The organism is Hymenobacter sp. YC55, from assembly GCF_029433095.1.
Taxonomy (GTDB): domain Bacteria; phylum Bacteroidota; class Bacteroidia; order Cytophagales; family Hymenobacteraceae; genus Hymenobacter.
This window is the reverse complement of the sequence record NZ_JARNTX010000011.1, coordinates 47902-73844: the sequence shown is the minus strand read 5'-3', so window position 1 is coordinate 73844 and position 25943 is coordinate 47902. Positions and strand designations below refer to the sequence as shown.

The 25943-nt window shown below is 51.3% G+C and carries 15 protein-coding genes; 11 read left to right on the top strand and 4 right to left on the bottom strand.

Annotation, left to right across the window (positions count from 1 at the left end; all coding sequences use genetic code 11):
- Positions 1-205 precede the first annotated feature (205 nt).
- The gene (locus P1X16_RS30265) at positions 206-616 is read left to right on the top strand and encodes a hypothetical protein (RefSeq protein ID WP_277236507.1); all 411 of its coding nucleotides are present in this window, start codon (positions 206-208) and stop codon (positions 614-616) included.
- On the opposite strand, the gene P1X16_RS30260 is transcribed toward P1X16_RS30265, so the two are convergent.
- Complete coding sequence (locus P1X16_RS30260) at positions 595-750, bottom strand: hypothetical protein (RefSeq protein ID WP_277236542.1); 156 nt, start codon at positions 748-750, stop codon at positions 595-597. The two genes, P1X16_RS30265 and P1X16_RS30260, sit on opposite strands and share 22 nt — an antisense overlap.
- Between P1X16_RS30260 and P1X16_RS30255 the strand changes: the two genes are divergently transcribed.
- Positions 685-2379 carry a relaxase/mobilization nuclease domain-containing protein gene (locus P1X16_RS30255; protein WP_277236541.1) on the top strand — a complete coding sequence of 565 codons (1695 nt, stop codon included), beginning with the start codon at positions 685-687 and terminating at the stop codon, positions 2377-2379. The two genes, P1X16_RS30260 and P1X16_RS30255, sit on opposite strands and share 66 nt — an antisense overlap.
- A 149-nt stretch (positions 2380-2528) precedes the next feature.
- Positions 2529-2696, top strand: coding sequence for a hypothetical protein (locus P1X16_RS30250; protein ID WP_277236506.1), 168 nt, complete (start codon positions 2529-2531; stop codon positions 2694-2696).
- A 53-nt stretch (positions 2697-2749) separates the two neighbouring features.
- Here the strand turns inward: P1X16_RS30250 and P1X16_RS30245 are convergent, their stop codons facing one another.
- Positions 2750-2968 (bottom strand): DDE-type integrase/transposase/recombinase, encoded by a 219-nt coding sequence (locus P1X16_RS30245; RefSeq protein ID WP_277236505.1) that lies wholly within the window; start codon positions 2966-2968, stop codon positions 2750-2752.
- A 268-nt stretch (positions 2969-3236) separates the two neighbouring features.
- Positions 3237-3488: a transposase gene (locus P1X16_RS30240; protein WP_277236504.1), complete on the bottom strand. Its 252-nt coding sequence runs from the start codon at positions 3486-3488 to the stop codon at positions 3237-3239.
- Between the two features lie 331 nt (positions 3489-3819).
- Between P1X16_RS30240 and P1X16_RS30235 the strand changes: the two genes are divergently transcribed.
- The 6 genes from P1X16_RS30235 to P1X16_RS30210 all read left to right on the top strand — a co-directional run bounded on the left by P1X16_RS30235 (position 3820) and on the right by P1X16_RS30210 (position 19833).
- Entirely contained in the window at positions 3820-4203 is a 384-nt protein-coding gene (locus P1X16_RS30235; protein WP_277236503.1) for a hypothetical protein, read from the top strand.
- Positions 4204-6520: 2317 nt separating this feature from the next.
- The gene (locus P1X16_RS30230; RefSeq protein ID WP_277236502.1) at positions 6521-7918 is read left to right on the top strand and encodes a hypothetical protein; all 1398 of its coding nucleotides are present in this window, start codon (positions 6521-6523) and stop codon (positions 7916-7918) included.
- A 2-nt stretch (positions 7919-7920) separates the two neighbouring features.
- Positions 7921-12855 (top strand): hypothetical protein, encoded by a 4935-nt coding sequence (locus P1X16_RS30225; RefSeq protein WP_277236501.1) that lies wholly within the window; start codon positions 7921-7923, stop codon positions 12853-12855.
- Positions 12856-12873: 18 nt separating this feature from the next.
- Positions 12874-17835: a hypothetical protein gene (locus P1X16_RS30220; RefSeq protein WP_277236500.1), complete on the top strand. Its 4962-nt coding sequence runs from the start codon at positions 12874-12876 to the stop codon at positions 17833-17835.
- A gap of 10 nt (positions 17836-17845) precedes the next feature.
- Complete coding sequence (locus tag P1X16_RS30215) at positions 17846-18976, top strand: hypothetical protein (RefSeq protein WP_277236499.1); 1131 nt, start codon at positions 17846-17848, stop codon at positions 18974-18976.
- A gap of 170 nt (positions 18977-19146) precedes the next feature.
- Positions 19147-19833 (top strand): YiiX/YebB-like N1pC/P60 family cysteine hydrolase, encoded by a 687-nt coding sequence (locus tag P1X16_RS30210; RefSeq protein ID WP_277236498.1) that lies wholly within the window; start codon positions 19147-19149, stop codon positions 19831-19833.
- 1008 nt (positions 19834-20841) lie between these two features.
- On the opposite strand, the gene P1X16_RS30205 is transcribed toward P1X16_RS30210, so the two are convergent.
- Positions 20842-22356 (bottom strand): IS1182 family transposase, encoded by a 1515-nt coding sequence (locus P1X16_RS30205; protein ID WP_277236497.1) that lies wholly within the window; start codon positions 22354-22356, stop codon positions 20842-20844.
- Between the two features lie 791 nt (positions 22357-23147).
- Here P1X16_RS30205 and P1X16_RS30200 point away from each other — a divergent pair.
- Together P1X16_RS30200 and P1X16_RS30195 are read left to right on the top strand one after the other, a co-directional pair.
- Complete coding sequence (locus P1X16_RS30200) at positions 23148-24278, top strand: hypothetical protein (RefSeq protein WP_277236496.1); 1131 nt, start codon at positions 23148-23150, stop codon at positions 24276-24278.
- Between the two features lie 31 nt (positions 24279-24309).
- Positions 24310-25938, top strand: coding sequence for a hypothetical protein (locus P1X16_RS30195; RefSeq protein WP_277236495.1), 1629 nt, complete (start codon positions 24310-24312; stop codon positions 25936-25938).
- Positions 25939-25943: the final 5 nt, after the last annotated feature.

The following is a 25943-nucleotide window of genomic DNA, read 5'->3' as shown; positions in this document are numbered from 1 at the left end:
ACCGAACAACTTGGAGGAAGGTTCCAGGTCAGACCAAGCCATCGGATTCGCCCCAACCTTAAAAAAGCGGCGGGCAGTGGGCGCAGTCCGCTTGTTCTGTGTATCTTGTGTTAACGCAATAGGGAGCAAGATAGGTTTGGCACTTGCCAAACGTCTTGCTTTTTGCTTCCTTTCGTCGCAAAAAGGCCCGTTAACCACCGCGCTTATGACAACGCCGACTTCTGATTCCGCTGAGCAAGTGAAGTTGAAACGCACCGGCAAAGCCGCAGGGGGACGCCCGAGTAAGAGGCCTGAAGAGAAGCTGAAGAGCGTAACCACGCACGTGTCGGCAACGCGGTACGAGGCACTCAAGCAGGGAGCGGCCGAGGTGCGGCAGCCGCTGTCGCAGTACCTACGGCCCCTGGTGGAAGCGGGAGTGGGGCGGCGCAAGCGGCCGGTGCTGCAGCTCTCAGTGGAGCAGGACGGGTACCTGCGGCAGCTGGCGGGGCTGGCTAATGATATGCACTCTCTGGCGCTTAAAGCGCAGTTGGGAGGGTTCAGCGCGGTAGGGGAGGAGGTAGGCCGGCAAGCCAAGGCGGTGAGTAAGCTGTTGGACTATTTTGGGGAGCGGGTATGATCAGCCGGACCACGATCGGGAGCAGCTTCGCGGGCTTGGTGCGCTACCAGTTCGCGGGGCGCCGGGACCTGCCGAGCGACAAGCAGGCCGAGGTGCTGGCCGCGGTGGGCGTGCGCGCGGACAGCGCAACGCACATGCAGCGGGACTTCAACCGGGGGCGGCAGCTGAACCCCAACCTCAAGTTGGCGGTGTGGCACACGAGCTTGAGCTTTAACCCGGACGACGCGCCGAGGCTGGACAGCGCGAAGATGCGGGCGGTGGCCGAAGACTACGTGCGGAAGATGGGCCTGGATCAGACGCAGTACGTGATTGTCCGTCACCACGACCAGCCCGACAACCAGCACCTGCACATTATTGCCAACCGGGTAGGCAACGACGGCAAGACCATCGCCGACGGGCAGAACTTCTTTCGCTCGAAGAAGGTGCTGATCGAGTTGACTCGCGAACACGGGCTGACGCCGCCGAAAGGACTACGACCCGACAAGCAGCACCCCACCCAGCTGCGCGGGGTGGACAAGACCCGGCACGAGATCCGGGAAGCGCTGCGTACGGTGCTGGCTTCGGCGACGGACAGCAAGGGGTTTTATGAGGGGCTCCGGGGTCACGGAGTGGACTTCCAAATCTACACAACCAAGGATAAGCGGCCGGCCGGGATCAGCTTCGCCAAAGACGGACAGACGTTCAAGGGATCCGCAGTTCACCGCTCCTTCAGCCTCACGGGCATTACCAGCCAAGTGCTGGCCAATCAAGCCGCGCAGCAGGCAACGCAAGCGCTAGCCGCCCGGCAAGTTGAAAAAGCGAAAGTGGGCGTGGGGAGCCACCCAGCGGCCAGGCAGCCGACGGCCGCGCCAAAGCAGGTACCGAAAGGGCCGGAGCTGTCGGCGGCAGAGCGTAAGTGGCAAGCATCCTACCAGGCTTCCACGGCGAAACTCGCCCAGGTGAACGCGACGATCCAAGCCTACAACCAGCTGGTGGATTCCTACAGCCAGCACCTGAAAGCGCAGCCAGCCGAAGAGGGAGTGGAGCGGGTGCTGAAGGCGATCAACAACGATCCACCGCTGGCAGCGCTGCGGGCCGAGTTAGAGCGGCAGCTGGCGGCACGGGCTTACCACGCCGCGCAGTGGGCGCTTAGCTACGGCCGGCAAGCAGAACTGGAGAAGCGGGCGAAGGGCAACTTCCTCGGCTACAAGAACGCGCAGGCCAAGGAAGCGGCGCAGATGCTGGAATACTTACACGACCCGAACAAGGCCTTGCCGGAGCTGCTGCAGCCCCGGCTGCTGGAATTCGCCCGCGCCGCGAAAGTGGCCGCTCAATCCCTCTTAGCTATCGGCTTCGAAGCAAAAGAATTCTATCAGCCTGAAAAGGTGGCGATGAGCTTAACGGAGTACGCTGCCAAGCGGGAGGCGGAACGAAAGCTAGTGGTGCGGGTGAGGGAACTAGATAAGGCGATGCCGGCCGCCGAACGCGCTGAGATCCTGCAACGGGCGCTCAACCGTCATGGAGCCGCTACTGCGGTGCGCCACTCGGTTGATGCCGAGGGTAGGCAGGTAAGCGAAGTAGCGATCGGCTACAGTTGGCAGCTGGCCCGCGGGGCGGTGAAAGAGATCAGCTTGCTGCTGGATTGGGTGGCCAAACAGCCAGGACACGAGCTGCAAGAGAGCGAGTTGCACCGGACTCAGCGCCAAGCCCCCGGCCTACAAGACGCTCAGCGGGAGCAGACCCCGGCGCGCACGCAGCGTAGACACCGGGGGCACAGGCTTTAACGGAGAATAAGCAAACTCGCTGATCACTTCCAGCAGCGAGTCGGGTAAACAGCATGCTACTTGAGGTGGTCTAGCTAAGCCGAACACAATCGTGACGTGGTTTGGAGTTGAGATTCGAAATGGTTGGGGGCTAGATAGCCGAGGGCAGAATGGCGACGTTTGGCATTGTAATAGGCGATATAGTGGCTGATTTCGAGTTTGGCTTCGGCCAAACTTGGAAGGCTTCCGCCATCGAGCAGCTCGGTTTTCAGCGGGCTCCAACAGGATTCCGCGTGGGCGTTGTCATAGCAATTGCCCCGTCGGCTCATGCTTGGTAAGGCGCCGTGGCGGGCTAGTAAGTTCTGAAAGCGGGTAGCGGCATACTGGCTGCTCACGCTGACGCCCCGGCGTCACTTAGGTCGGAATGCACAACAAGTCCAGCCGCCGGCTGACGCACGGCCAGTGCTCGGCGCAGCGCCTCGCTCACGAGGGCTTCGGGCATGGTCTCGCGCAGTTCCCGGCCCACCACTTTAAGCGAATAGTGTTCCAGCCACGTAGCTAGATATAGCCAGCCACCGCCCTGCTTTGGCAAACAGGTGATGTCGCCCACTCAAACTTGGGTAGGGGCGGTGGGAGCCATCGGGTGCCGTAGCGCCGGCCGTGGCGCTGAAAGACCGCTAGCACGGCCCCTTGCTAGGCAAGTCAGAGGGCAGGTACTTGGTGACGTTGCTGCCAAGCGTAGTATACACTCGGCACGACTTGCAGGACGCGGCAGAGCTGCCGTATGGAAGCCTGCTTCCGCCGCTGGGCAATGTAGTAGTACACGCTCATGGGGTTTTGCGGTGGAAGATGAACAAGGCGTTTTTTAACATGTCGAGCTACTGCGCCAACCGTTTATTGGCTGCGCGTAGGGCGCGCACCTCCGGGTCGCGAGCCACTTCCTTACTACCCACCTCGGCCACGATCTGGGCCTGCTGCCAGCGGTAGAGCAGCTTGGGGCGGATGCCCAGCTGCTGAGCCGCCGCTTGCGTGCTGCGGCTTTCGCTGACCAGACGCAGCGCCTCGGCCTTGAAGACCTTGTCCTTTTTACGCCGTTTGTCGGGCGACGCCCCACTGGATTTTGCTGCCATAACAGAAGAAAGATACGTCCTTCTTTTGTCCGTCATCCCTAGACCACCTCATAATGCTCGTTATGTGTAGCAATCAGTTTCCATGTAGGAAGTTGCATTGGCTATTTGGCTATGTGTCTTTTAGTAGCGTCTTACGAATCAATGACTCACGTAAGAGCTGCTCGGTGAGGTAAGAAGAACCTTACCGTAATTTTCGCCCGGTTGTAATGAGAACTTCATAAAGCATTACTCTATTTAAAACACCACCAAAACTCAGTGATAGCACTGATGAGAGTATACCTGCAGGCCGATAGATTTACACCATCTACTTTACGTTTGTCTACCTGTCTGAATGAAAAAACCCTTAGCCTTACCTCTCATATTTATTTGCACGGCTGCTTGGGGTCAAGATGTAAAGCAAGCCGAAAAAGAGAAAATTACCGAGGCGCCGTATTATCGCTACGGGATACTAGCAGTCATCAATAGGTCCGATATCGATCCGGCTCCCTTTTCCTATGTTGCCGATGATGCGGTGCAAAGTCAAATCTCATTCAAATACGATTCTCCTCACTTTGCGGCCCCAAAGAACCCTTATAAAGAGATAAAAAGCTATGGGTTTATCAAGTTAGACGCTGCTGCTACTAACGGAATTGCAACCGTTTTTAAGAAAACAAACGTGCCGTCCGAGATAGGGCTAACCCTGGGGTATACTCCTTCTTTCTGGTTTACTCCCTAGAAAAAAAAGAACTGGCGGTACATTGAGAATGAATCTGAACAAATCTCAAGCAGGCGGTCTCGTTGGCTAAGCTTGCGTGCGCGGGTACAAATCAACAGTTATAACATTTTTGATTCGGCTCAACCTCACCGGAACATCGTAACGAAGCAAGCCCCCGTATCGGGCGAGTTGATAAGGAGCTTGAACGGTTTCTATCATTTCGAATAGAACCTATTCAATAAATTCATCACGTCCATAGCTTCTGTCGGTGGGCGCCTGGCCCGAACTACAAATTACAGCTCCCTTAAAAAGCGCACGCTGGACTCCGGTAGTACCGTCTACAATGCGGACTCGATGGGCTACCAAAGCGTGGTGGAAGAAACGGCCGGGGCAATAGGCCCGCTGACCGTCTACCAGGGGCTAGCGTTGTATATCGAGTCCCTGTATCGAGAGACTTGGATAACCTTTACCAAACATCCAAAATTCCGCCCTTATCGGTTAGTACTTTAGTTAGTTTGTGTCTTAGATTAAGAAGGTAGTGAAGCGATAGAACTCTCAGTAAATAACTAGAGCTTTTCACAATATATGAACAAGTCGCGCGTACTCGTAATCATCCAATTCTTGCAGCTAATATTTGTTCTGAAGGGTCACTCACAAACGTGTAACCCTACTATCCCGGGGGCTGATTGGGACGCGCTAGTCGCATTTAAGCCGGCTAATAGCATAGCGACAAGTGCCGGATCGCGAGGGATGCCTGTGCTTTCGATCTATGATGCGACTTCTTTATTAAATGCAACTGGTGTTGTGCCTAGCCAAGTTAATCTCGATTATTGGGGAGTGACAATAAGCAAAATGCCGGAAGTAAATAGGAAGAAGCTTAAACCGGAGGAACTCCTTAGCCGTATTCGCTCTCGTTTCTCTACTTATTTTAAGTCTAATTTAGCTAAGTTCCAGCCTCTTGATCCCTCAGATGCTCCTGGGTGGACCAATGGGGTAGTAGGCACACTTCTCTTGTTTCGTATACAGTTCCAATTAGTTCCTGGACCAAAAGTGGAGCGATTAGCACCAGTCATGCTCGCTCATTCTAGGTCAACGGCATGGCGCTTCGTTACGGTCGGCAATCATCCGGTTAGTGGAACTCGAGAATTTGGCATTCGCCAACGGTCTGATGGGTTATGGGAAATTTACACGCGCGGCGCTGATCGGGTGACCTCATCAGCAGTAGACTGGCCAACAGCAAGTGGGATATTCGAAGGAGGAGATCAGGTTTGGGAAGCATTCCAAGATGCTGTTGCCGCCGATATACGTTCGCTGGGTGGCCAGGTAAGCGACGCCCCATCTGTTCACGCAAGGTATTGCTGGGCAAGTATGCTTGCTCGTGTGCCTAGACCCCGCTGAGAGGGTTTAAGTCTTATCATGACCAAGTATAAAATGGAGCGTAGATCCTTATACGTACCGAGCAAAGAGCATCAAGACTTATGTTTCGGCATAGGCCCTTCCATACCATGGCCCTGTTGCTTTATGATTGCTGATTCCTCCAAACGCGCACGGGCGCTAAAGCCTGTTGACTTACAGTTATCCACGAATCATGCCGCGATGAGAAAAGAGCTAGTGAAGGACCTCTCCAATCTCGATAACGTTGAGGGTCTAGCATGGGGACCTAAGCTCTCGAACAAGCATCGTTCGGTGTTGGTGGTGTCAGATAACAACTTCAAGGACAATCAAGTCACGCACCTCCTGACATTTGAAGTGCAGTGTATTTGGAACCCATGAGTTGAATGGTAAACCACATCCATATAATGCACAAAACCACAATTTCCAACAGCGACTGAAGCGCTCAACGCTGCCATTTAAACTGCGGACCCCATTCCATCACCTTGGTGCTGTCCTCTAATGATTTTGCCTACTGAATCAACAGGGACAACTAGATGCACTAATGCCGAAAATACCAGTGATTAATCATGCTAATTACCTCTAAATCAATAACTAAAAATAATTTTGTCTGATATATATATAATTATAATATGTAAATAGTCATAAAACATAGTAGCCCCTTACTTGTATGCAAATAGTAGGAAAGCTATTGGGCATTGTTAGCTTATTGATTGTGCTAGGGCAACAGCCAGTCCTAGCTCATATGAATACCCAGAGAGCAGCACGTACGCTAGCGCCTAGGAGGGATAGTAGCGAGCGCTTTGTAAGACATTTAATCACATCGTGGAAGCAAAGTAGATTAGAAATCAGATGGACTAGCATCCACCAAAAGAAGGACCATACCCTGCGCTTTGTCGCTAGGCCCCAAAAAGCCAAGGAATGGCGTATCTATAGTCTGAACAGTTTGACTGGACTGCCAAAGCCGGCGCTCGACAGCAGTTATACATTCAAGGATGTATATGATTTTCGCTTCTCTGAACAAGGTAATGAGGAGCTATTCAGTGTTTTAACCATCGCTGATGCCGAGCCAGCGAACAACACCTCCAATTTTGCGATCTGGAACGGACGGCTTAGCGGCGGCGCTTTGCAAGTCCAGACCTCCCGCGTTCACATCCTAGGTGGGTATGAGCAGCTGATGTGGGATGCCTACGGGTTATTCCCTTGCCAAAGTAAAGGGGTTGCTTACTACGCTAACCATGATCTTAGAATCCGCGGCGTTACTCCCAGTCTTCCCGAGGCGCCCGGCAAAAAGGTAGCCTTACACCTGGGGCCAGTAAATGAGGCGGGCATCTCGCTAGTTCGAGTGGGAAATGATTCTACCACCCAAGAGATCAATCAGGATGTATGGGTGTATAACTACAAAACCGAGTCAACTCTCGACTACTCACCCAATCAAGAGGCTGCTTTTCTTACGCCTACCTTGCTTAAGTTAAAACGCCGCGGTGAATCAACTTGGCGATTTTTTCGCACGGATACCATTCCTCAACCCCTACCAATTGCTTATAAAGAAATACTTCCCGCCAAAGTAACAGATGCGTCAGAGCCACCTTACTATGTCGCGATTGCTGAGGATGGATCGATTTACAAAGTAAATCCCAAGCTTGCCACCAAGCTACTTTACCCTGCAGCTGACCGCGGTCCCTTTGATATGATTCGCTGGTTGCCAGGAACCAGCTCCTTTTTAGTCCATTCGCCCCGGGGGTGGTCGCAAGCCGACGGCGAAAACCTGGTTGGTGAGGACCCTGCACTAGATATTAAACCGTTGAATGAGACGTGGATGTTATGTCGGGGAGATAGCTCCAATTCTGCGGTGGTAAGGCAATTCAATAAACCAAACCACCTGATAGCCCGCTTGCCAGTTGCTGCATTTGACCGCGTCAGAATATCAAGGTCAACCAATCAAAAAAAAGTACTAATAGCCTGGAATATGGGCTCGAACGTGTCCATGAAGGCCTTCGCTTATATCCGGACCGAAGCCCGTTCCGAAGCATTAAGAACCTGGGAATTTCAGGAAGTTCATAGCGCGGAAAGACCTTATATGGCCCTTTTTAAAGGACTGTTAGTCTTTCGCGATTCAAATGGTATTTGGAAGGTACAGGTAGGTTATATACCCCAACCTGGCACTATGCAACAGTCAGGTCGATACAAATGGATGAGCTCACAGCCTTTTCAGTTACCTGGTTTACCCAAGAGCTACTTTTTCGAGGGTTATGGAAACACAAAAGATGTTACTCCTGCACAACACCTGATTGAATACAATGAATCCACAGGCGCTATTACGATTACTGATTACCCCCGCTAAGTATGGAACGTTCGACCAGTAAAATTGGCCGCCGTGATTTTTTAAAACAGCTGTCGCTAACCTCAATTGCCTTCCTGCCGGCGGTCCAGACGCTGGGGGAGTTGGTTGATGGGGATAGTACTCCGCTGCAACCGGGAGAAACCGGGGAGTTTTTTATTGATGCGGCATACCGACTCATGCATTACCGCAACATGCTGGAGTTGGAATTCTATTTCCTCAACGTAGAGCGGGACGAGGTAGCTGGCCTGTTGTTGCCGTTTAAGGGCAAGAATGCCCATTACCGGGCTTACATGGTTATTCGTCTTCCCCAGCAACACGTGGCCGAAGAGTATGCTGATGCCATCGAGCTACAGGGAAAATGCGATATGCTCGACCAGCTAAAGCAAAGTCGCATTGCCGGGTACAGCTACTTATGCTTTGCAATTGACTTCACGTCCCTTCCTGGGCGGGCGTTGCCCATAAAGGCCAGTGATTTTATGGCTTGGAATGCCAAGCACTTTTCGCTGATTTCCAAGCCTGACAATAACATTCGACCTTTTGTTTACGATTTAGACCCGGCCCAGGACATCCCTGAGAATGGTAGCGAAGATTACATCGCCCCCGATATTTACCCGCTGAGTTACAGCGGGAAAAAGTACCACCGGAAACATTACCCGAATCAGAGAAACTACCCGGAAGGGCTACGTAGCAACCGGCGTTCTGAAACCATTGAGGTACGGGATCAAGCCCCCTTTACGGCGTTAGAGATCCCCTACCGCCTTATTCTAAGCCCCCGACTACCTTCGTGGGAATACGATTACAGTTGGATTTTTACTTCTTGCGTTGGACATCTAACCTCGCCCGCCGAGGATCCCAATACCGGATTAGAAGCCCAATCCGAGGGGGTAGAATTGTGGATGGCAACGTTAACGCTTACAAAAAAGAAAGGGGCCGAACGAAACGCCGCCAACAAAAAAAAGTCTCCCTCTCGGGATAAATCAATCGACTCGGTGGGGGAGGCGCCTCAGGGAACGTACGAGATGGTGAATCAGGCTGAGAATCATCTTCAGTTGATGATTTTAGGGCCGTCTGGCGCGGAACAGTTTAGGACTGGCCAAGTAGAGGCCGATCCTACTGCCCCGGCTAAAATCCGTCCCAAGCTACTTCCTACGGAAAAAGATCGGTTGGACTTGGTACGCCTATCCAGCCTCTACAATCTGCCCGCCACTGCGCCATCGCTGACGTTTACTCCCATGGGAGTATGTACGCAGATTGCCTTCCGCAATAAATACTTCGAAAAAAACGGCATTTCGCTGTACCAATGGAAACAAGCGATTTCGTTTGGCCGCGATCAAGAGGTGGAAGTCTCCAATGTGGTGGTGGATGCCACATTTGGCTTAAAAATGCTGCATGTGCGCACCACCCGGCGTGAAACAACCCGAGGCCATGCTCCGCTGATTTACCGCGAATTTCTGCTACCGTTGGAGCCGGAAAAGGATTTTGCTTCTTATGCCAAGCACGATGCGAGTGAGTATTCCACGCTCAATTTTAAGTACGCCACGCCGTTTCAACACGTGCGGTTTGCCGACTTGAATGCGCGCCAAATTCTGCCCGTTCAAAAACTACTTGGTGACCTGTGCGTGCGCATTCAAGCCACGGAACAAAACAAAATTCCAACTAAGGCAGACCTAAAGAATGTCCTCGACCACCACGTGCTGGTTCAGGCGGAGGTTGATGACAAAATTCTCAAGCAGAGTAGCCTAAACCCGGAGTGTCCCGAACCGCCCACATCCGATCTGCCACCGGCTGTAGCTTTTTGGGCCGTCACACCCGACAAACGGCTGTTAGAATGGCCCATGGAGTTCACCGACTGGTCGGGACGGAAAAAAACGTTAAAACGCAAATTATACCTGTTACGCAGCGATTTAAACCTGGAAGTAACCACAGAAAAAGCCCCGGTTTATCCGTACTCCCTGGCTGCAGGCCCCATTGATACCGAAGCTTTGGTCAGGGAATTAGCCGATAAAAGGGGCTTTGATCTCACGATTAATAAACTGAAAGATACGATCGCGGCTAAAGCGGGACCGGCCGCTGGTGATACTTGGACGGCCATCCGCCTAAAAGCGGAAGAATTTAGCCTGCAAACTGTAGATGCAGCCCGCGTAAGTTTGCAAAGGCAGCTAAATCGCTTGGAGGAGCAGTTGGTCGCCATAAGCACTGCGGGTCAGCGCGATGTGGAAGACCTGGTAATGGAGGAATGGAACCTGTTTAAGCGGCGGGTACTGACGCCCGCTGCTACGCTAGAAGGCGAACTGCAACTAGTACTTGCGCAAGCGAAGCGACTAGGAACTTTAGCTCAGGTAATCCAGCACGACCTGGAAAGGGATATCGTAAAACTCCAACAAGACATCGAGCGCAGAACCGATCCCAAGTTAATCATCCGGGATACTAAAGTGGTTTTGAAAAGGCGCATTGATGCATTATTAGCGCTCAAGGGAGTTGACGCGATACTTACTAACGTCATAGATTTCAAGGAAGAACTCATCCGTCGGCGCGATGCAATACAGCAACAGGGCGAGACACTCATTGGCTTCGCCTACGAAAAAGCGAATCTGATCAAGCGTTTGCCTAAAGTCATCGGCGAACAAGTAAAGCGGGACTTAAACCTGGAGCTGGATAACGTAAACGCCTACCAGCATTATATCCAAGAGGTAGAAGGAGACTTGCGTTCACGAATCCCCGCGGTCAAGGCCGAAATCTGCTACGCTGTTCACCAAGCCGAAGACGAGCTGGAAACGCTTAAGCGGGCATTGGATGCCAAATTTGGCAGCCGGGCCAGCCAGGCTTGGCAACAAGCGTTTGAAGAGTTCAGCCGTGATTTCGCCCACGCGGCTACGGGTCATATCGCGACAATGCGCACTGATTTTCTCGTGTTTCGCAGCAACCTGCTGTTTGCCGAGAAAACAATTGGCGAGGTGCAGTACAAGGTGTTTGATTTCTTCAACTCCTACCCCTGTTTTCCTCAACTGCATACGGCCCAAGTCTACGCCGAGGCGGTCAATGATTTAGCCCGCCGCGAGATTCCCCTTAAGATTAAATACGCCGCCGATTACGTTGCTAACCAGGTTGATAACGTTAGCCTGGAGGTAAAAAACAACGCTGCGCGGGTATTTGCCGAAGTACACGGCGAGGCCCAAGAGTTTCTGAAGGGAGCCATGCGCGAAGCCGGGAAGGATCTCGGCGGACTCGTAAACCCCGAATTGGCTGCGCAGTACCTAACGCTGCTAAAAGACGGCAGTGCTAAGGCTAAAGAAACGCTGGAGGATTTGCGGGCGACGGGTGATGAATTGGCCGCGGAGCTTCAGGTCGCCCGGGGGCAGATACTAGCAACGGCCAACAAGGACCTTAATAAGCTTCTTCAAGAGCAGTACGCCAAGTCAGGTATGGCGCAACACCTGCGTGAATTTGACCGAATGCGTAATGGGATGCTCACCCTGGCCGAGCAAGCGAAACGGGAGCTCAAAGCGGCCGAGCAAGATGTTAAAGTGCAAGCCGCGGCCTTTTTTCAGGGCTTGGAAGCAAAGATTCTGGGCAGCATTCGTTTACGGGATCTGCTGGGCCCAAACTTCAACTTACCCAAGCTAACCCGTCTTCCAGATAAAGTAACGTATGAATTCCTCACGCAGGATTTTAAACCCCTAGACGTAAAGGTTTTTCGATTTATCCCGAAGCCGACGACCAGTTTGTCGGCCTACTTAGCTATAACTACCAAATCCCCGCAGGATCTTCAAAGCAACACGCGGCTGTCGAATTTTACCCTCGGCATATTTGGGGACCGGTTGCTGGTAGAGTTTCAGTACATTGAACTCAAATCCACCCGCAAGGGTAAAAACCAAACCAACGTAGCCTTAGGCAAGATTGGGTTTGGCAAAGAGCTAGAGTTTCTGGCTACCCTCGCCCAAGGGTTCAAGCTGCCGGGCACCGGGCTTAAAATTGAACCCTCGCTGAGCGACATAAGCATCACGTATGCGCTGCCCATCCCCGGGATGAGCGGCGGGGCGTTTACCTTCGACAACTTAAAATTTAACATCGGCGTCTCAATTCCCATTCCTACCGGGCTGGAGACCACCAATCAACCCCTGGGAATAAAGCTAGGGATCAATAGCGCCACCGATCCATTCGCAATCGGCGTGCTGATTTTCGGGGGGATGGGGCATTTCAACATCGAAACAACCCCACGCTATATCCGGCGAATCGATGCCGGACTCAGTTTTGGGGGATTGTTTCGGATCAACCTCGGAATTGCGGTCGGTCAAGCCTACCTGCAGGCAGGCATTCGCTACCAGTACCAGCGTCTCGAGACTGGGGAAGCCAACATGGAGCTGCACGCGATTATCACGTGCGGAGCAAACGTTACGGTCTTCGGCTTTATTGACGTATCGGTCGTGTTTGTCATGGCCCTTAAGTACCGCAAGGATAGCGGGGGTAGTGCGCTCTACGGCGTAGCTTCCGTATCGTATTCGGTGCGCATTGGGTTTTTTCGGAAATCCTTTACCCTTACTTTTTCCAAGCGCATTGCGGGTGCGGACGCCCCAGCTCGCCCGATGACCGCCCCGGCTCGGACTGCCCCGCGTGTTGCTAGGCAGGAGGCATTACGGGGAATGGATGCCCCCCAGACTCCCGTTTATACTCTTCCGCCGGCGGAGCGCAGACGCTTGGAAAAATTGGAGAGTCAACGGGAGCAAGCCGCTAAAAGTATAGAGGAGCAACAAGCGCAACTCGATCGGATTGAGCGAGAACTTTACCAAGTCCGGGAATCCGGCGCTACTTCCAACAGTGAGCGCGAGCGCGGCGATGCCCGAACAAGGCAACAGGATGCCTTGGATGATCGGGCGGCAGCCGCGGCCAACATGCAAGGCTTGTACGACGCTTACTGCTTTGAACCCATTTATTGCTAACGCCAATCGTTACCCCCGATGAGCAAGAATACCCGCATCTTGGCGACGGTACTGCCGCGCACTAACCCCAACCCCGACCAAAAAGGCACCCTTCATGTATCGCTTTCCCTCAGCCCGCAGCTATTCATGCGGGGTCACAGCATTAAGCTAGGCAGGGATTACTACGAGGTGCACCACTGGCCCCAGTACGCGGCCTTGTTTGAGCAGTCGCAACGGTTTAGGCTAATAGCTTTCAATTCCGACTGGACGCTGGTAGAAGGCAATTTTTACGTGGAAGGGGAGTGCACCAATCCGCTTGCCGACCAACTACGAGCTTTACAGCTGTGGCAGCAAATGTTGCCCACTAATTCGCCCGTGAGTCACTGGCAAGAAAGCGCTTTGCCCTATGAACTAGCGGAGGTTTTCACCCGCGATAAAGTGCGCCGGCGCGTAGATCAAGCCCTTAGTGACAGCTTAAACAAATACACCGAACAAGCGGGATTTGAAACGGGCAGCGGGCGTCGCCAAGTAAGGTTTCGCGACCTAATACGTTCTTTGCAAGGGCTCAGTCTTGAGGAGCTATTGGCGCATCCGGCCGTCAAATTGCACCATCGCTATTTAGGCCCCCTGTACCAAGAACTGCAAAAAATTGCCAGCGATTACCGTCAGGAGTTGGATAGTTTGCTGCTGCGCTTAGACCTAACGGAAGTCTACGAACGAAACGTTAGCGAAACCAGCGAATTCCACAAACGCTTCTCGGCTTATGCGCAATACCCTGAACTGCTCCGTCAAACGGGATGGCTATGGGATTATTCCATTAAAACAGGCCAGAGTTGTGGGCCTAACGGCGAACCTTTACTTCAAGTAATTGAGCAGTGGAAAGACAAATTTGTATTTATTACCCTGGATCAAACCCGGTTTGAGCTGAGTGATGCGGTTAATCCTGGTGAAAAAGATTACGGTATTTTCGCTAATTCCACGGTAAGTAATCCGCAGGGTGAATTTTACAGCTATCTAGACTTGCTGATTCAGCAAGCATCCACTGGGCCAGCTACCGGAAAGGGATTTTGGCTGGGCTTATTAAACGAATTGGATTTTCTATGCCCGTTAACGGCGGTAGAGTGGAGTGAGCAGGGCGAGGATTGCAACGCTCCGCAGCAATCGAGGACTCAATGGCGGGTAGGCCGTAAGACCAAGCGGCTTTCCTCTTCCTTGGCATCGGCTTTAACAATAAATGCCGATAGCGACACCAGCCTTAATGAAAAGCTCTTTGAACAATTTCGCGAGTACGTCAGGGTGAATAATGCAGACGTTGGTTTTCGAGTGCACAGTCGGCTAGTGGATCGAAAGCAACTGTTTCAGCGCATCGAGGACATCGTATTACAAGTCAATACCTCCACTGGACCCGATGGGCGAGCCGTTGGCTTACCACTCCAACGCGATGCTACGCAGCGCTGGTCGGGCCCGTTTTCGCAGTCCGACGGCTACACGGCCAATGGAATCACCTTGGTGATATCTAATCTGTCGGGCATTCTGCAAGCTGCCATTCAAAGTAACCCCGCGCAGCAAAGCGAGCAACTGAAGAGCGGGGTGGAGAAGCAACCAGCCGACGTACGTAAAAGAATCGCGGACACCCTTCAGAATTCCGCGCTCATCTACCAGCACAATGTACACAACGGGTACCGCGTAGACGTGATTGCGTGCAATCCCGAGCACGGGGAAGAACACTTTTTCGCGGGCTCGTTGTGCACCAAACGTGAACATTACCTAACGGCCAAAAAGCCGGCCACCCAGGTGCTAGGTTATAAGGACGTCGAAGGATGGCTATCGGAACCGGCCCAAATGCGCAACGACGGCAAGCTCGCCGTTGATGAAGAGTTGTTTCATTGGAACGATTGGAATTTAGTAACGCCAATGCCCGGTGCGAAAAACCCCACCGAGGATGAGTTGGCGGATGCCGAGCTGCAGGTAGAAGCTTCCGTTGGACGCAACTCGCAGGTGCCATTGCGCCTGCTCTGGCGCTACAGCTTTGCCCTGCGCCCAGTGGATATCTGTGGCAACAGCGCGCCGCCCATAACCGAACGGCTCGCTGAATACAACGATTGGGGTCATGCAAAGAAACACTTTTGTGCTTTCCTTAATCGCAAACCAATCCCGGAGGTTACGCCATGTCCCCAGGTTCACGAGATCTTTACCGAGCCTGTTACTTACAAGCGGGTAAATGGTGTCCATCAGCCCCGGATTTTTCTCTACGAACGCAATCCCAGGACTTGGGATGTGCCTGCGCGGCGGGGTCGGCAGGGGAGCGATCAACACGAACACCTGACCACATTTGTAATACGCAGTTTTGCAGAACAGAATGCGGCCTGCAAACCAATCCTCCGGGCCGAAGAGGTGGATGACGTCCGCCTGTTAGCGCCCCCTCGTATTAGTCTGCGGTTGCTCATGCAGCACGGGTTGTTAGACAAGTTTCTGAACACTCGAGATGAGAAACGGCGGGGCAAGATCATGGCCGATTTGCTGAACCGTGATGCCGTGGCATGGCAAGAAGATGGGCAGGCAGCGGTGCGGCGCTTGGATGACCACGACAAAATTGATTACCTGTTTGATCCGTTAGTCGATGGGTTTGAAATTTTGCTCGACCACAATGTTTTTCGGGTACCGTTGGGGTACGCCGATCCAGAGCCAAGCGACCGGTTTTGGCGGGGAAAACGCTACCATCGTCTGTGCCTGCGCGCCGTTGATTCGAATGCTTTCCAACCGAGCAGCTTGCAATTGGCCCATGCTGTGACCAGGTCCGGCCGCGCGCCCAAGGAAACAGTGTTTTTACTGAAAAAAGGGTTCACGCACGAGATAAGTCTGGGCTGCTTGCTCCGCCAGGAATTTGGTCAGCAGCCTACCGGAAATGTGTTTCTGGAAGGCATTACCAAAGTCTATTTCTCGCCCTTGAGCCACCCCCCTACTTGGGACCTAGCAAGTCGAAAGCTGGGCGATCTGCCGGCCGAGAATGCTCCCGTGACATTTATCCACGCCGTTGAAAAACCGTGCCTGCTTTATGCTTCCTATAGTGACCGTCAACCAGTTATATCCACGAAAAAGGTAGCGGAAGCACTGCGTTTGGAAGCTCCTCAAAATATGGTGGTCCACAAGTACGCTTGGGCGGTAGCTCAAGGGACGGAGGACTTCAGATTGTGCATTGCAAGCCAGTACATATTGGTTGCCGAGCGAGCGCCACAAAGCAAGACGCAGCATCTAAGCGTTCAATTTGCTGAATTCCCCGTTTTAACCGCCGGAACGTTTCATTTGCATTCCTACACGGTTTCCGTGGTAAGCGACCGCAGTCAGCCGCAGGGGTACCGCATCCAATACGACCAGCGGCAAGCCCAATCGGCGTTGCAACCCGCTCGGCGTGGCGTGGGCCCCGCGGATCCGGAGCGGGAGCGCAACGTAACTTTTGAAAAGTTAAAACATACGTTGCCCGATACCCGGTTTTGCCGGGTGGCCTACGAGATTGAGGCCGTTTCTAAGTACAGCGAATATTTCCGGGATCGGTCCCCAAAAAATAAATCTCGGGCTAACAGCATTAGCGGTTACATAACCGAAACGTTTGATCAGTTAATAGACATTTCTAACCAGGTAGATTTGTCATTAGAGCAACTAACTAATACTTATCACGATGACCATAACGTTAAATTTCTCTCAGTATTGAGTTCCGCCAAGCCAGAAGAGCCAATCATTGAAAAAATAGTACCGCTGCTGAAGTGGAATGCCCCATCACCCAACCAACGGGATGAGTACACAACGAGCGTGGAACGGCGATGTGATTCCGTAAGAATCTACTTTTCTGGGGACTGGTACAGTACGGGTTGGGGCGAACAAGTTGCGGTCTTTTTTCGGGTCGAACAGGCCATGGAGCTGCCAGTTATTGAGCCGGGCAATTCTGCGCCATTAGATTCAGCTAACCAAGAAGTTGCCAATTACCGGTGGGGAGCCGAATTTTCTTCGCGCAACAGCGTTCGCTTTACCCAAAAAAAAACTTCTTACCACGAACAAAGCCTTAGTCAGCTCATCAGTCAATTTGGCTCGGATCCAATCGCCACCATTATCCCCGTCGGCGATACGATTGACCAAGACTTTTTTATCACTGAGGATTCTGAAAAGCGTAGCGTAAAAATTCGCGATTTGGAGTGGGAAAAACCGCCGTACGCGGACGCGAAGGATGATCTTACCGATCAACTGGGGGAAGTAGAGTTAAACTATGTAGTCTACAAGGTAAAATTTGCTTCGTGTGATGCCCTCAACAAGATGGCCGGGTATAACGGGAGAGAAGCCTATGCCTACCAGGAGGGTAAGTTCTACGTGGACATTCCGTTTAATCCGGAATGTATAAAGCCTTATTATTTTCCTTTCCTGCGGTTTGCTATTGCCCGTTACCAGCCCAATAGCATTCGGCCCATGCTCAACGCGAGCAAACTCGAGGAGCGCTCCGATCGCTACTGCTTTTCCAAAGTGGTGATGACCGATTTTTTCCAACCGCTGCCTTACCGCAAGCTTTTATTGGAGCAGAAAGGCACGAGCGAGCTCGAAATTCGGTGGCCGGTTGATCAGAATCCTACTAAACAACTGAAGAATTCAACTGGGAAGAGTAACCGCCTGGTATGTTTTGTGAATCAAGAGGTAGAAGATTCGATTGCAGCGGCTCCCCTGTACGCCATTCCGTCCCCCGAACATGGGCAGGAAGTTTATGTGCAAATATTTCAGCAGGACCTGCCCTCATCCTTGGTGAAGACTCCTGGTGCTCTGCAACAACCCCCGCCTTTGTTGCTTAACAACCTACCGAAAACCAAGAGTGTCATCACCATTGCGGAATACGAGTACCACGAAAACGATGAACTCAGCGCCGTAGGTAGTGAAGGGCAGGATCCCCGCACCGAACCCCGTCGCCGACTAATATTTTCTTATGTGCTGACTTGGCCGATGACAAACAACACGGCAAATTAAGATAATGGGTATGGGCCGGTACGTATTAATTAGCCTTTGCTGCTGGAGCTGGGCGGTTGCTTTTGCCAACGCACAGCATTTAAGTCCTCCCCCCGGGTATGCTTACCTGGATGCAGACCCTAACTGCATTATTTATTACCGCGGCGATCAGCTCCGCCTCACACTTGATTCGAAGTCGCAAACACTCTTGGTGCGAAGTGATGTGACCAGGGGGGAACGGAAGCTTAGAGCGCAATACTTCAAGACGTACGATGAAACACCTAAAGCTTCATATCGACGCAAATGCTGGCTGTTATTCTGGCAAAAGAAGTACCGCCGTGTAAAACGGCCGCAAGCAAACGGGCAAACCGATACAATCCTTGAGTGCGACTTGGGTTTATTGCAGCGCTCGGGTTTGTTCCAATTGCAACTAGAAAGTTCCGACGCAACGCAAACCGTTAATATGTTTGCCTACAGCGGTTGGACGGGTAAGCCGACGACCGTTTCTAAACTACAAGCCCCCGCCCCTAATCCACGCCGTGATGAGCTGCTGAAGGAGGCTAGCCGCATGCTAAATTTTGCACTAACGCATGCTAAATTTGATTCATTGCAAGCTAAGTGGAATAAGTTGCTAGCTCAACAACTAGCCACGCACCTGCGCAGAAATTGGTTTCCGCACACTGTTAACCGACCGTATGCGCATCATGATTTTGCGTTTGTTTTTGCTGCTGACAAGCCGATTGCTTTGTTAGTGACTGCCAAGCCAATGTACCCAGGCGTCACCGAGACGACTGAGGCGGATTCATTGCGCTTATTTGCTAAGAAATTTATCAAACAAGTACTACTTACATTCAGTGATCCAACTTATTCGACGCTCGAGAATGATGACAAAACCCCCAAAGCTTTGCTTTCACCTGAATCAGTGAAGTTGTTAGATGATGCGCTCAGTGCCTGGATTGACCTAGGACTTACCAAACCCGATGGCCCTTCTGCTATTGATTTAATAGATGATGGGGGATACGTCAACGAAGAGTTACTCAGCGAGGGCATTCAACCCGAAGAAACGACATCAACATTTCGCATTCGCGAGATCCAACAACACTATCGGCAGGTGGAATTGATTTTTCGGCTGCGCAGCCCCCCGCCTCCCAAATCGCAATAAGCCAGCGCCGCTTGCTAGACAAGGCGATTCCTCTTAAATTCCGACTACCCTTGAGTTATTGATGAACGCTTACTTACCCACGTTAAACCATGCACTCATCACTACCTACCTTAACTCTCCGACTGGGGCGCTTATGCTTGGGCGTTTTGCTGGGGGCCTGCTCTAGCACCATGAGCCCAACCTTTACTGCCACTGAAGCCGGTGAGCACCGCATTACAGCTGACCTTTCGGCCAGTCCTTCCGAAGCTGCAGTTGACGCCGTGGCGCTGCAAGCCGATATTCCCTTAGATCCTGGACACGGAGGGCGATCGATCCCTCCGGACGCTTTGGAACCTGGCGACGTTATCTTTTCGACCACCAATGAACGGATCTCGGCGGTTATTCGCCGCGTTAGCGGGCCCGGTCCGGTAAGCCACGCCCGTATCTACATTGGCAAAGTGGCCAATGAACCCATGGTGGTGGAAGCCGTCAGCTCGGGTGTGCAAAAGGCATTTCTGGGGGAGATAATTAAAAAAGACAACCTGGCCGTCGCGTTTCGCATGCGCGGCATGACTTCCGCCCAACGGTCGAACTTGATGAATTTTCTAGAGAGCGAACTCGACAAGCCTTATGATCACTGGGGCGTTATTGGTTATCCGTTTAAGCGGTTCGTTTACAAGGATAAGCCCGCCAGCGTAAATTTTGAAAATACCAATCCCAAGGGCTACTTCTGCTCACAGCTGGTAGAGGAAGCGTTTAAACGCACCGGTATGCCTATTTTTACGACCACGGCATACCCCCCTTCGCCCAACGATTTGGCATCGCTCACTTTTATTCCGGACAAGATCGAGTACGTTGGGCACCTTAAAACCCCTTAGTCGAGCGGTAACTGATTCCTTACCGTTCAGGGTAGAGCCCCTTTCTCTAGGCCAGGTTTGATGTCTGCAAGCAGGCGTTGGGGGAATAGTAGCGCTAAGCCAAGACCGTCAGTGGCTAGTTATCCCCAGTGGCGCTCAGAGTGCCAACGCTCTACTAGTCGTCGTATTTACGAGTGGAACCCTTGGCAAGGGCAATTGGATATTTTGCGGTATTTCGAGCAATTTTCTCCCGCATCAGCTCCGCAATGTCCCATCCGTACCTGTCGGCCAGTTGGAAGGCATAGAGCAGCACATCAGCCAGCTCCTCGCGGACCTGTGTCTTCGCCCACGAAGCCTTACTTCACCAATTCTTTTCCTAGTTATTTCTGCACGGGGCAGTGCGCGATCCGACTAAAAGGCGGGGTCTGCGGTTTGCGTTAGAGTTTTCGTTCTCCGCATTGCAGCATCTGGTCTTATGTAGGGATTCCCGCTACTTCCCGGTAGGTGCCTTATTGGTTTTCGAACACGCTTACTTCGGTACCATTGGTAAGCAGTACTAGCCCAGCCTGCACTAGTTCATCGTAGCGCAAAACCTGCCGCTCGTATCGGTCAATCAGAATTTGGTTGGGCTCTTTTGCACTCCACCACCGCCACGGGCGCGCGCTTGTAGATACATGCGCATCCGTAGATAATAATGTCGGCCCGGACTACCTTTGTAAAAAACGGGCCATGGGTACTTCAGCCTCAATACACTCAGCGGGAATGCCAAGCTCCGTAATCAGAAAATGAATAAACGCTTGGCGCACCTCTTCCTCCGACGTCTGTAGAATGAGTTTTTTCCGCGCCTGGCACTCGTAGCAGGGCTGCTCACCCCGCCGGTAGACTGCGCTACGCCGGTGTTTACTCAAGGAAAAAGCAGTCGTCCGATGGGTAGCCAGGTTGCTAGTTCGTGTTGTTACTGCATTAGTATTGATTAGTGACATAAAGACGGTGGCTGTTGCAGAACTCCTGATCCATTATCAGTCAAGACTAGCGGCTTTCCATTTTGGCGAGCTTATGCCTTGCCCGAAGCCAGAAAAAGCGTCCTAGAGGTGGCGAGGGCATGGCTAGGGCAATGGCCATGCGCTGTGTCCGCTCGGGACGATAGCGCAGCAGCTTCTTGAGGTTGTAGGCGATGGTGGCAAGCAGCATCGACTTGTACGCTCCGGCCTGACCGCGTACGTTGATGCGGCGCAAGCCATAATGGTGGAGCAAGTTGCCAAATACGGGTTCGATAGTTCGCTGACGCATGTGCTGCCCTTGCCGGCTGCGCTGTCGGTGCCAGGCTCGGTGATAGGCCGCCTCAAAGGCGGAGCGATTGAGTTGCTTGTGATCCGCATAGGGTACGCAACTCGCTTTGAAGTCGCAATGCTGACAGTCTTGATAGAAGGCTCGGTAGTGCTTCATCCAGCCCCCGTCGGCCGTGGTGCAGTACTTACGAAAAGGCAGCGACTTGCCGGCTCGGCACCGATATTCATCGACGTCTGCGTGGTAGGTGAAGCCGTCGAGAACGGGTTTGTACGCGCCAAAGACCGGGATCCAGGGGATGATGTTGCTGTTCTCGAGCCAGGCATAGTTGAAGCCATTCGAGTAGCCCGTGTCGGCGAAGAGGTCCTGCAACTGCAAGTCGTTGGCGGCTAAGCGCTGCTGCACGTGCCGTACCAGGCCGGGCAGGTGCAGGCTATCGCGACTGTCGGCCAAGTCGGCCTGCACCTGGCTGATCACCCCATAGGCGGTATCCACCGCTAAGCTGCACAAAAAGTTGAGCGCACGAGCCTTACCGGGTTTGACCGAGATGCGGGCGTCCGGATCGGTTGTGCTATAGTGGGTCTTGTTGCTCAGCAAGCGGGCGTGGGGATTTTTAGCACCCAAGGACCCGGCTTGCTGTTGCCGCTTGGCTTGCCGCCTGGCCTCGTGGCGCAACTGATGGGCGGGCGCGGAGCACAAGGCAACCAGTGGGGGAGCCACCGGCGGCTGGGAGTCCTCGTCGACGACGCGAAGCCCGGCCGACAACTCCAGCGCACTTTGCTTCTCGCATAGACTGTCCAGGGAGGCATTTGCTTTAACAGGTGCCGAGTCCACGGCTTGTGTATCGCCCTTGACTAAACCCTGCGCCACACACAAGCGGAACACGCGGTCAAAGAGCTGTTCAAATAAGGTTGCTGGATAGAGCTGACGGGTGCGGCTCAGGGTCGAATGCCAGGGTAGGTCTTCCTCTAGTTCGTAGCCGAGGAACCAGTGCAGATCGAGTCGCAGCGCACAGTGCTTGAGCAAGCGGCGGTCGCTGGTGATGTTTTCTAGATGGCCGACGAGCACGAGCTTGAAAAAGACAACCGGGTCGTGCGAGGGCTGTCCGGTGTGGCTATAGAGCGCTTGGGTTTGCTGGTAGAGAAACGCTAGGTCCAGTAGCTCGTCGAGCCGGCGGTAAAGATTATGCGGCGGCATGCGCTCCGAGAGCCGGAAGTGGGTGACCACCTGATCGGTAAACTGCTTCTTGCCCTGCATCCTCTCTACGCGCAGCAGCTTATTCAGGTGCCGCCTTCTGCAACAGCCACGGCCGTTTTCTTGAGCTGCTGGCTATACTGAAAACGCTACAGCAAGTTCTGAATGTGATCTTGCGTGAGACAGTTTTTACCTTAAAACTGCCTCACGCAAGATCACATTCAGGACAAGACAGTGGTTATCTTCCTGATTTTCTAGAACATCTTCAGCTATACACAATACCTGATGGATACAATACCTACAGTATACAGGTATTGTATCTCTCAGCAGCTTAGCCCTTTGATGTTGCGGAATCCAAAATTCTTCAAGGTTATAAAACCACAATCTAAGCTCTTTAAAAGGCCAAAAAGAAGAATAAAAATCAGTGCTGCCACTGAGGAATGGGATCCTATAGCTTACTAAAATTACAAGGTTCATAAACAAAATATCCTCAACAAGCCCGAGAAATTGAAGAGGTCCTCACGTCCTACGAAAAGACTAGCTCTACACCATCATAATTTGATCAACTAAGCTTCTGTTTACAAACTTTACTCGTTTACGCTATGAAAGCATTGCTAACTTCCTCTCTTGTAATTTTATTAAATCTTGCAACAGGGGTCTGCATTCAAGCTCAGCTCTTTCCATGGGTTTACCGCAGTGCTGCTAATCGAACCCAAAAGAATGAAGATAAGAAAAAGGAAGTTTTAAGTAACACTACAAGGGGGAATACATGGCCTATAAAACCAGTAACTACTCCTTTTGCTCCGGACGTAGTGTGGGGTAGTTCGGACCCGGCCAAACCTCAACAAATTGTGTTGAGCACAGATAAGACTATCACTGGTGCCACTGGCCAAACGCTGGTCATCAATGGCTACGTAGACATCACCCACCAGGATGACTTGGATGACGGGCAGAACTTGACAGGCACGCCTACTAAGATCAAGGTAGTCTACGACCACATTCGCTTCCGGCCCAATGCCAAACTTACCACCAAGTCTACGCTCGTGCTTACGGCTTTGCAGAGCATCGGCGGACCAGTCACGGTAGTCAATCTGCGTGGAGTTCAAGGCAGTGATAGCCCAAACAAAGATAGCTTCGCATCCCCAGCACCTGATGGGCCCGATGGAGGGAGTCCACCAAGAGGCGCCAACGCTAGTTCAACGCGTCCTGCTCGTAACGGGGACCCTGGCGGCAATGGGAGTAACGGCCAGAAAGGAGCTGATGGCGCCCATGGCGAGCATGGCCACGATGGCGGGCATGCTGGCTCCTTATCCTTTGATCTAAATGCAGTAGAGCCCGGCACCACATTCTTCGTCAGTGCCATTGGCGGGGCTGGTGGCAAGGGCGGCAACGGCGGTCGTGGCCAGGACGGGGGCAAAGGCGGCAGGGGTGGCCATGGAGGGCAAGGTGGTGGCTCGAATATACCGGGAAGAAGTGCGGCGGACGGCGGGCCGGGAGGCAATGGAGGCAATGGAGGGGACGGTGGCAACGGTGGCAACGGTGGCAACGGTGGCAACGGTGGCGATGGCGGCACTATCCGCTTCTTCTCAGCCAATACCAATACCAGATCCTACTTTGGATCTCGGGAGGACATTGTAGATGATCACGTTGAGGGTGGCAAGCGTGGAAATCCAGGCCTGGGAGGGGCTGGCGGCTTAGGTGGCAGAGGCGGTGAGGGCAATGAAGGAGGAGCCAAGGGTGATGCTGGTCCAGTTACTGGTCCAATCATAACTCATGACGGACTTGGTGGCCCACGTGGGACTAGAGGACAAGATGGCAAACCAGGATTAGCTGGAAATAATGGTCAGTGGGGTCAAAATGGCCGAAGAGGCAAAACAATTCAATGGGAAGTTGTGAAAAAAGATGCGTCAGCTATTGCGTCTAATGAACTATTCAGCCAATCTAAGTTAGCAGCTACCCCAACCGGCAACTTTCAAATCCGCTAGCAACGGCTCACCTTTTTCACACTTATGTTTTATGGCCAACCCCACATTCTTCGCACTTATTTTTTTCTGCATAACTTCTATGCCATGCAGGGCCCAAGATGATGATATTATAGTAAGTTTTGTTCCTTCAGGAAACTTATCAATTGGAAAAAGCATCGATATAAACAACCCAAACGCTACTAAGCAGGATGTCTTAGCGACTGGTGAATTAGAGTGGTTAGATGGTGGATCAACTTATACAGCTCTAAAAGCATCTTTGGTTAGCAATACAAATGAACTACATGAGAAGATGAATTTAAATGCAAATATGAAAGGTGAGGTCAAATTGCCTGTCATAGGAGGAGGCAAGACTGAGTACGATTTAAAACACCAGATAGAAAAAGATTACAATGACAATAACTTATATTATGTAATAGAAGCTCATAATGATTTTGGTAGGCAAGAATTAAAAGGAGTTAAGTTAAAGAAAGAATTTCAGAATTTATTAGATTCTCATAAATATGATGAATTCATTTCTTTTGCAGGCACTCATTTTGTCAAACGACAAAGAAGAGCTTCTGTTATTTATGCTTTGATCACTATCAGCAAACTAAGCTCTATTACAAAAAAATCTTTGGATTTAACTTATAATAATAGCACTAATATTAACATTTCTAAAGTCGCTGATGTTTCTGGAGAGCAAACACTTCAATTCAAACGTTTTATTAGTACTGCTAATAAAATGGCTTCCGTGAAGTTAGAATATTATTCAAGTGGTACTGCTGGCTTGTCAAAACTAACTGGCGCGTTTCCTCAATCGCCAGATGATTTAGTGAGCATATTAAAAGCATTATCACAAGCGACTGAAAGCGTTACAAGGGATAACTCTAAGCCTATAGAATACCATCTAGTATCATTCCATGCTTATGGATTAAGCTTGCCACCATTTGACCGAGATAAAAATGAATGCTTATCAAAACTTACAGACAGAAGATTAATTATAGGATCATATCTTAACAAAGTCCAGAAAACGTTAGCCAGCCCAGTTAATAGCAATTTTAAAAATTACTATTCAAAAAAACATGAATATTTAAATTTAGCCTTGAAAGCGATAAACAGGATTGAAAAAGATTGCAAAACAAAAAACATATGCTGTCAAAGTACAGATAAAGACGAGTCTATAATTTGGCTAGAGGATATAGTTACTGTAAATAAAACTTATGTAGTACCAGACTATATTGCTGTATATAATTCAGATGGGATTAAGGCAGGAAAAATCATTAAATCGTTAACATTGCTTGTGGAAGGAACTATTGAAAATGACGAATATTATTCTTCTATGAATAGCTATTATTTAGATGATGGTTTTAATCCTGTAAAAACAAATGTCAAACTTGTAGGCAATACAAACCCATCTTTAAGCAATCCTGCAGACAAAGAAGGTTATTTTTTAAAAAGAGATTTTGTTTATATTGTTGATATTACTAATATTGACTATGAGTACAACTCCAATTCGCAAGTTATTTACAATAATGTTAATCTTGATAAGAGTCAAGCTGCCGTAAATAGTTTTAGAAACAAGAACTATTTTATAGAAGTACAAAGTAGAGATAACTTAAAACATTACGTAGATTTAGGCCTTTTCAATTTTAATACAGTGCAAACTTTGGCTAGGCAATAAAATCA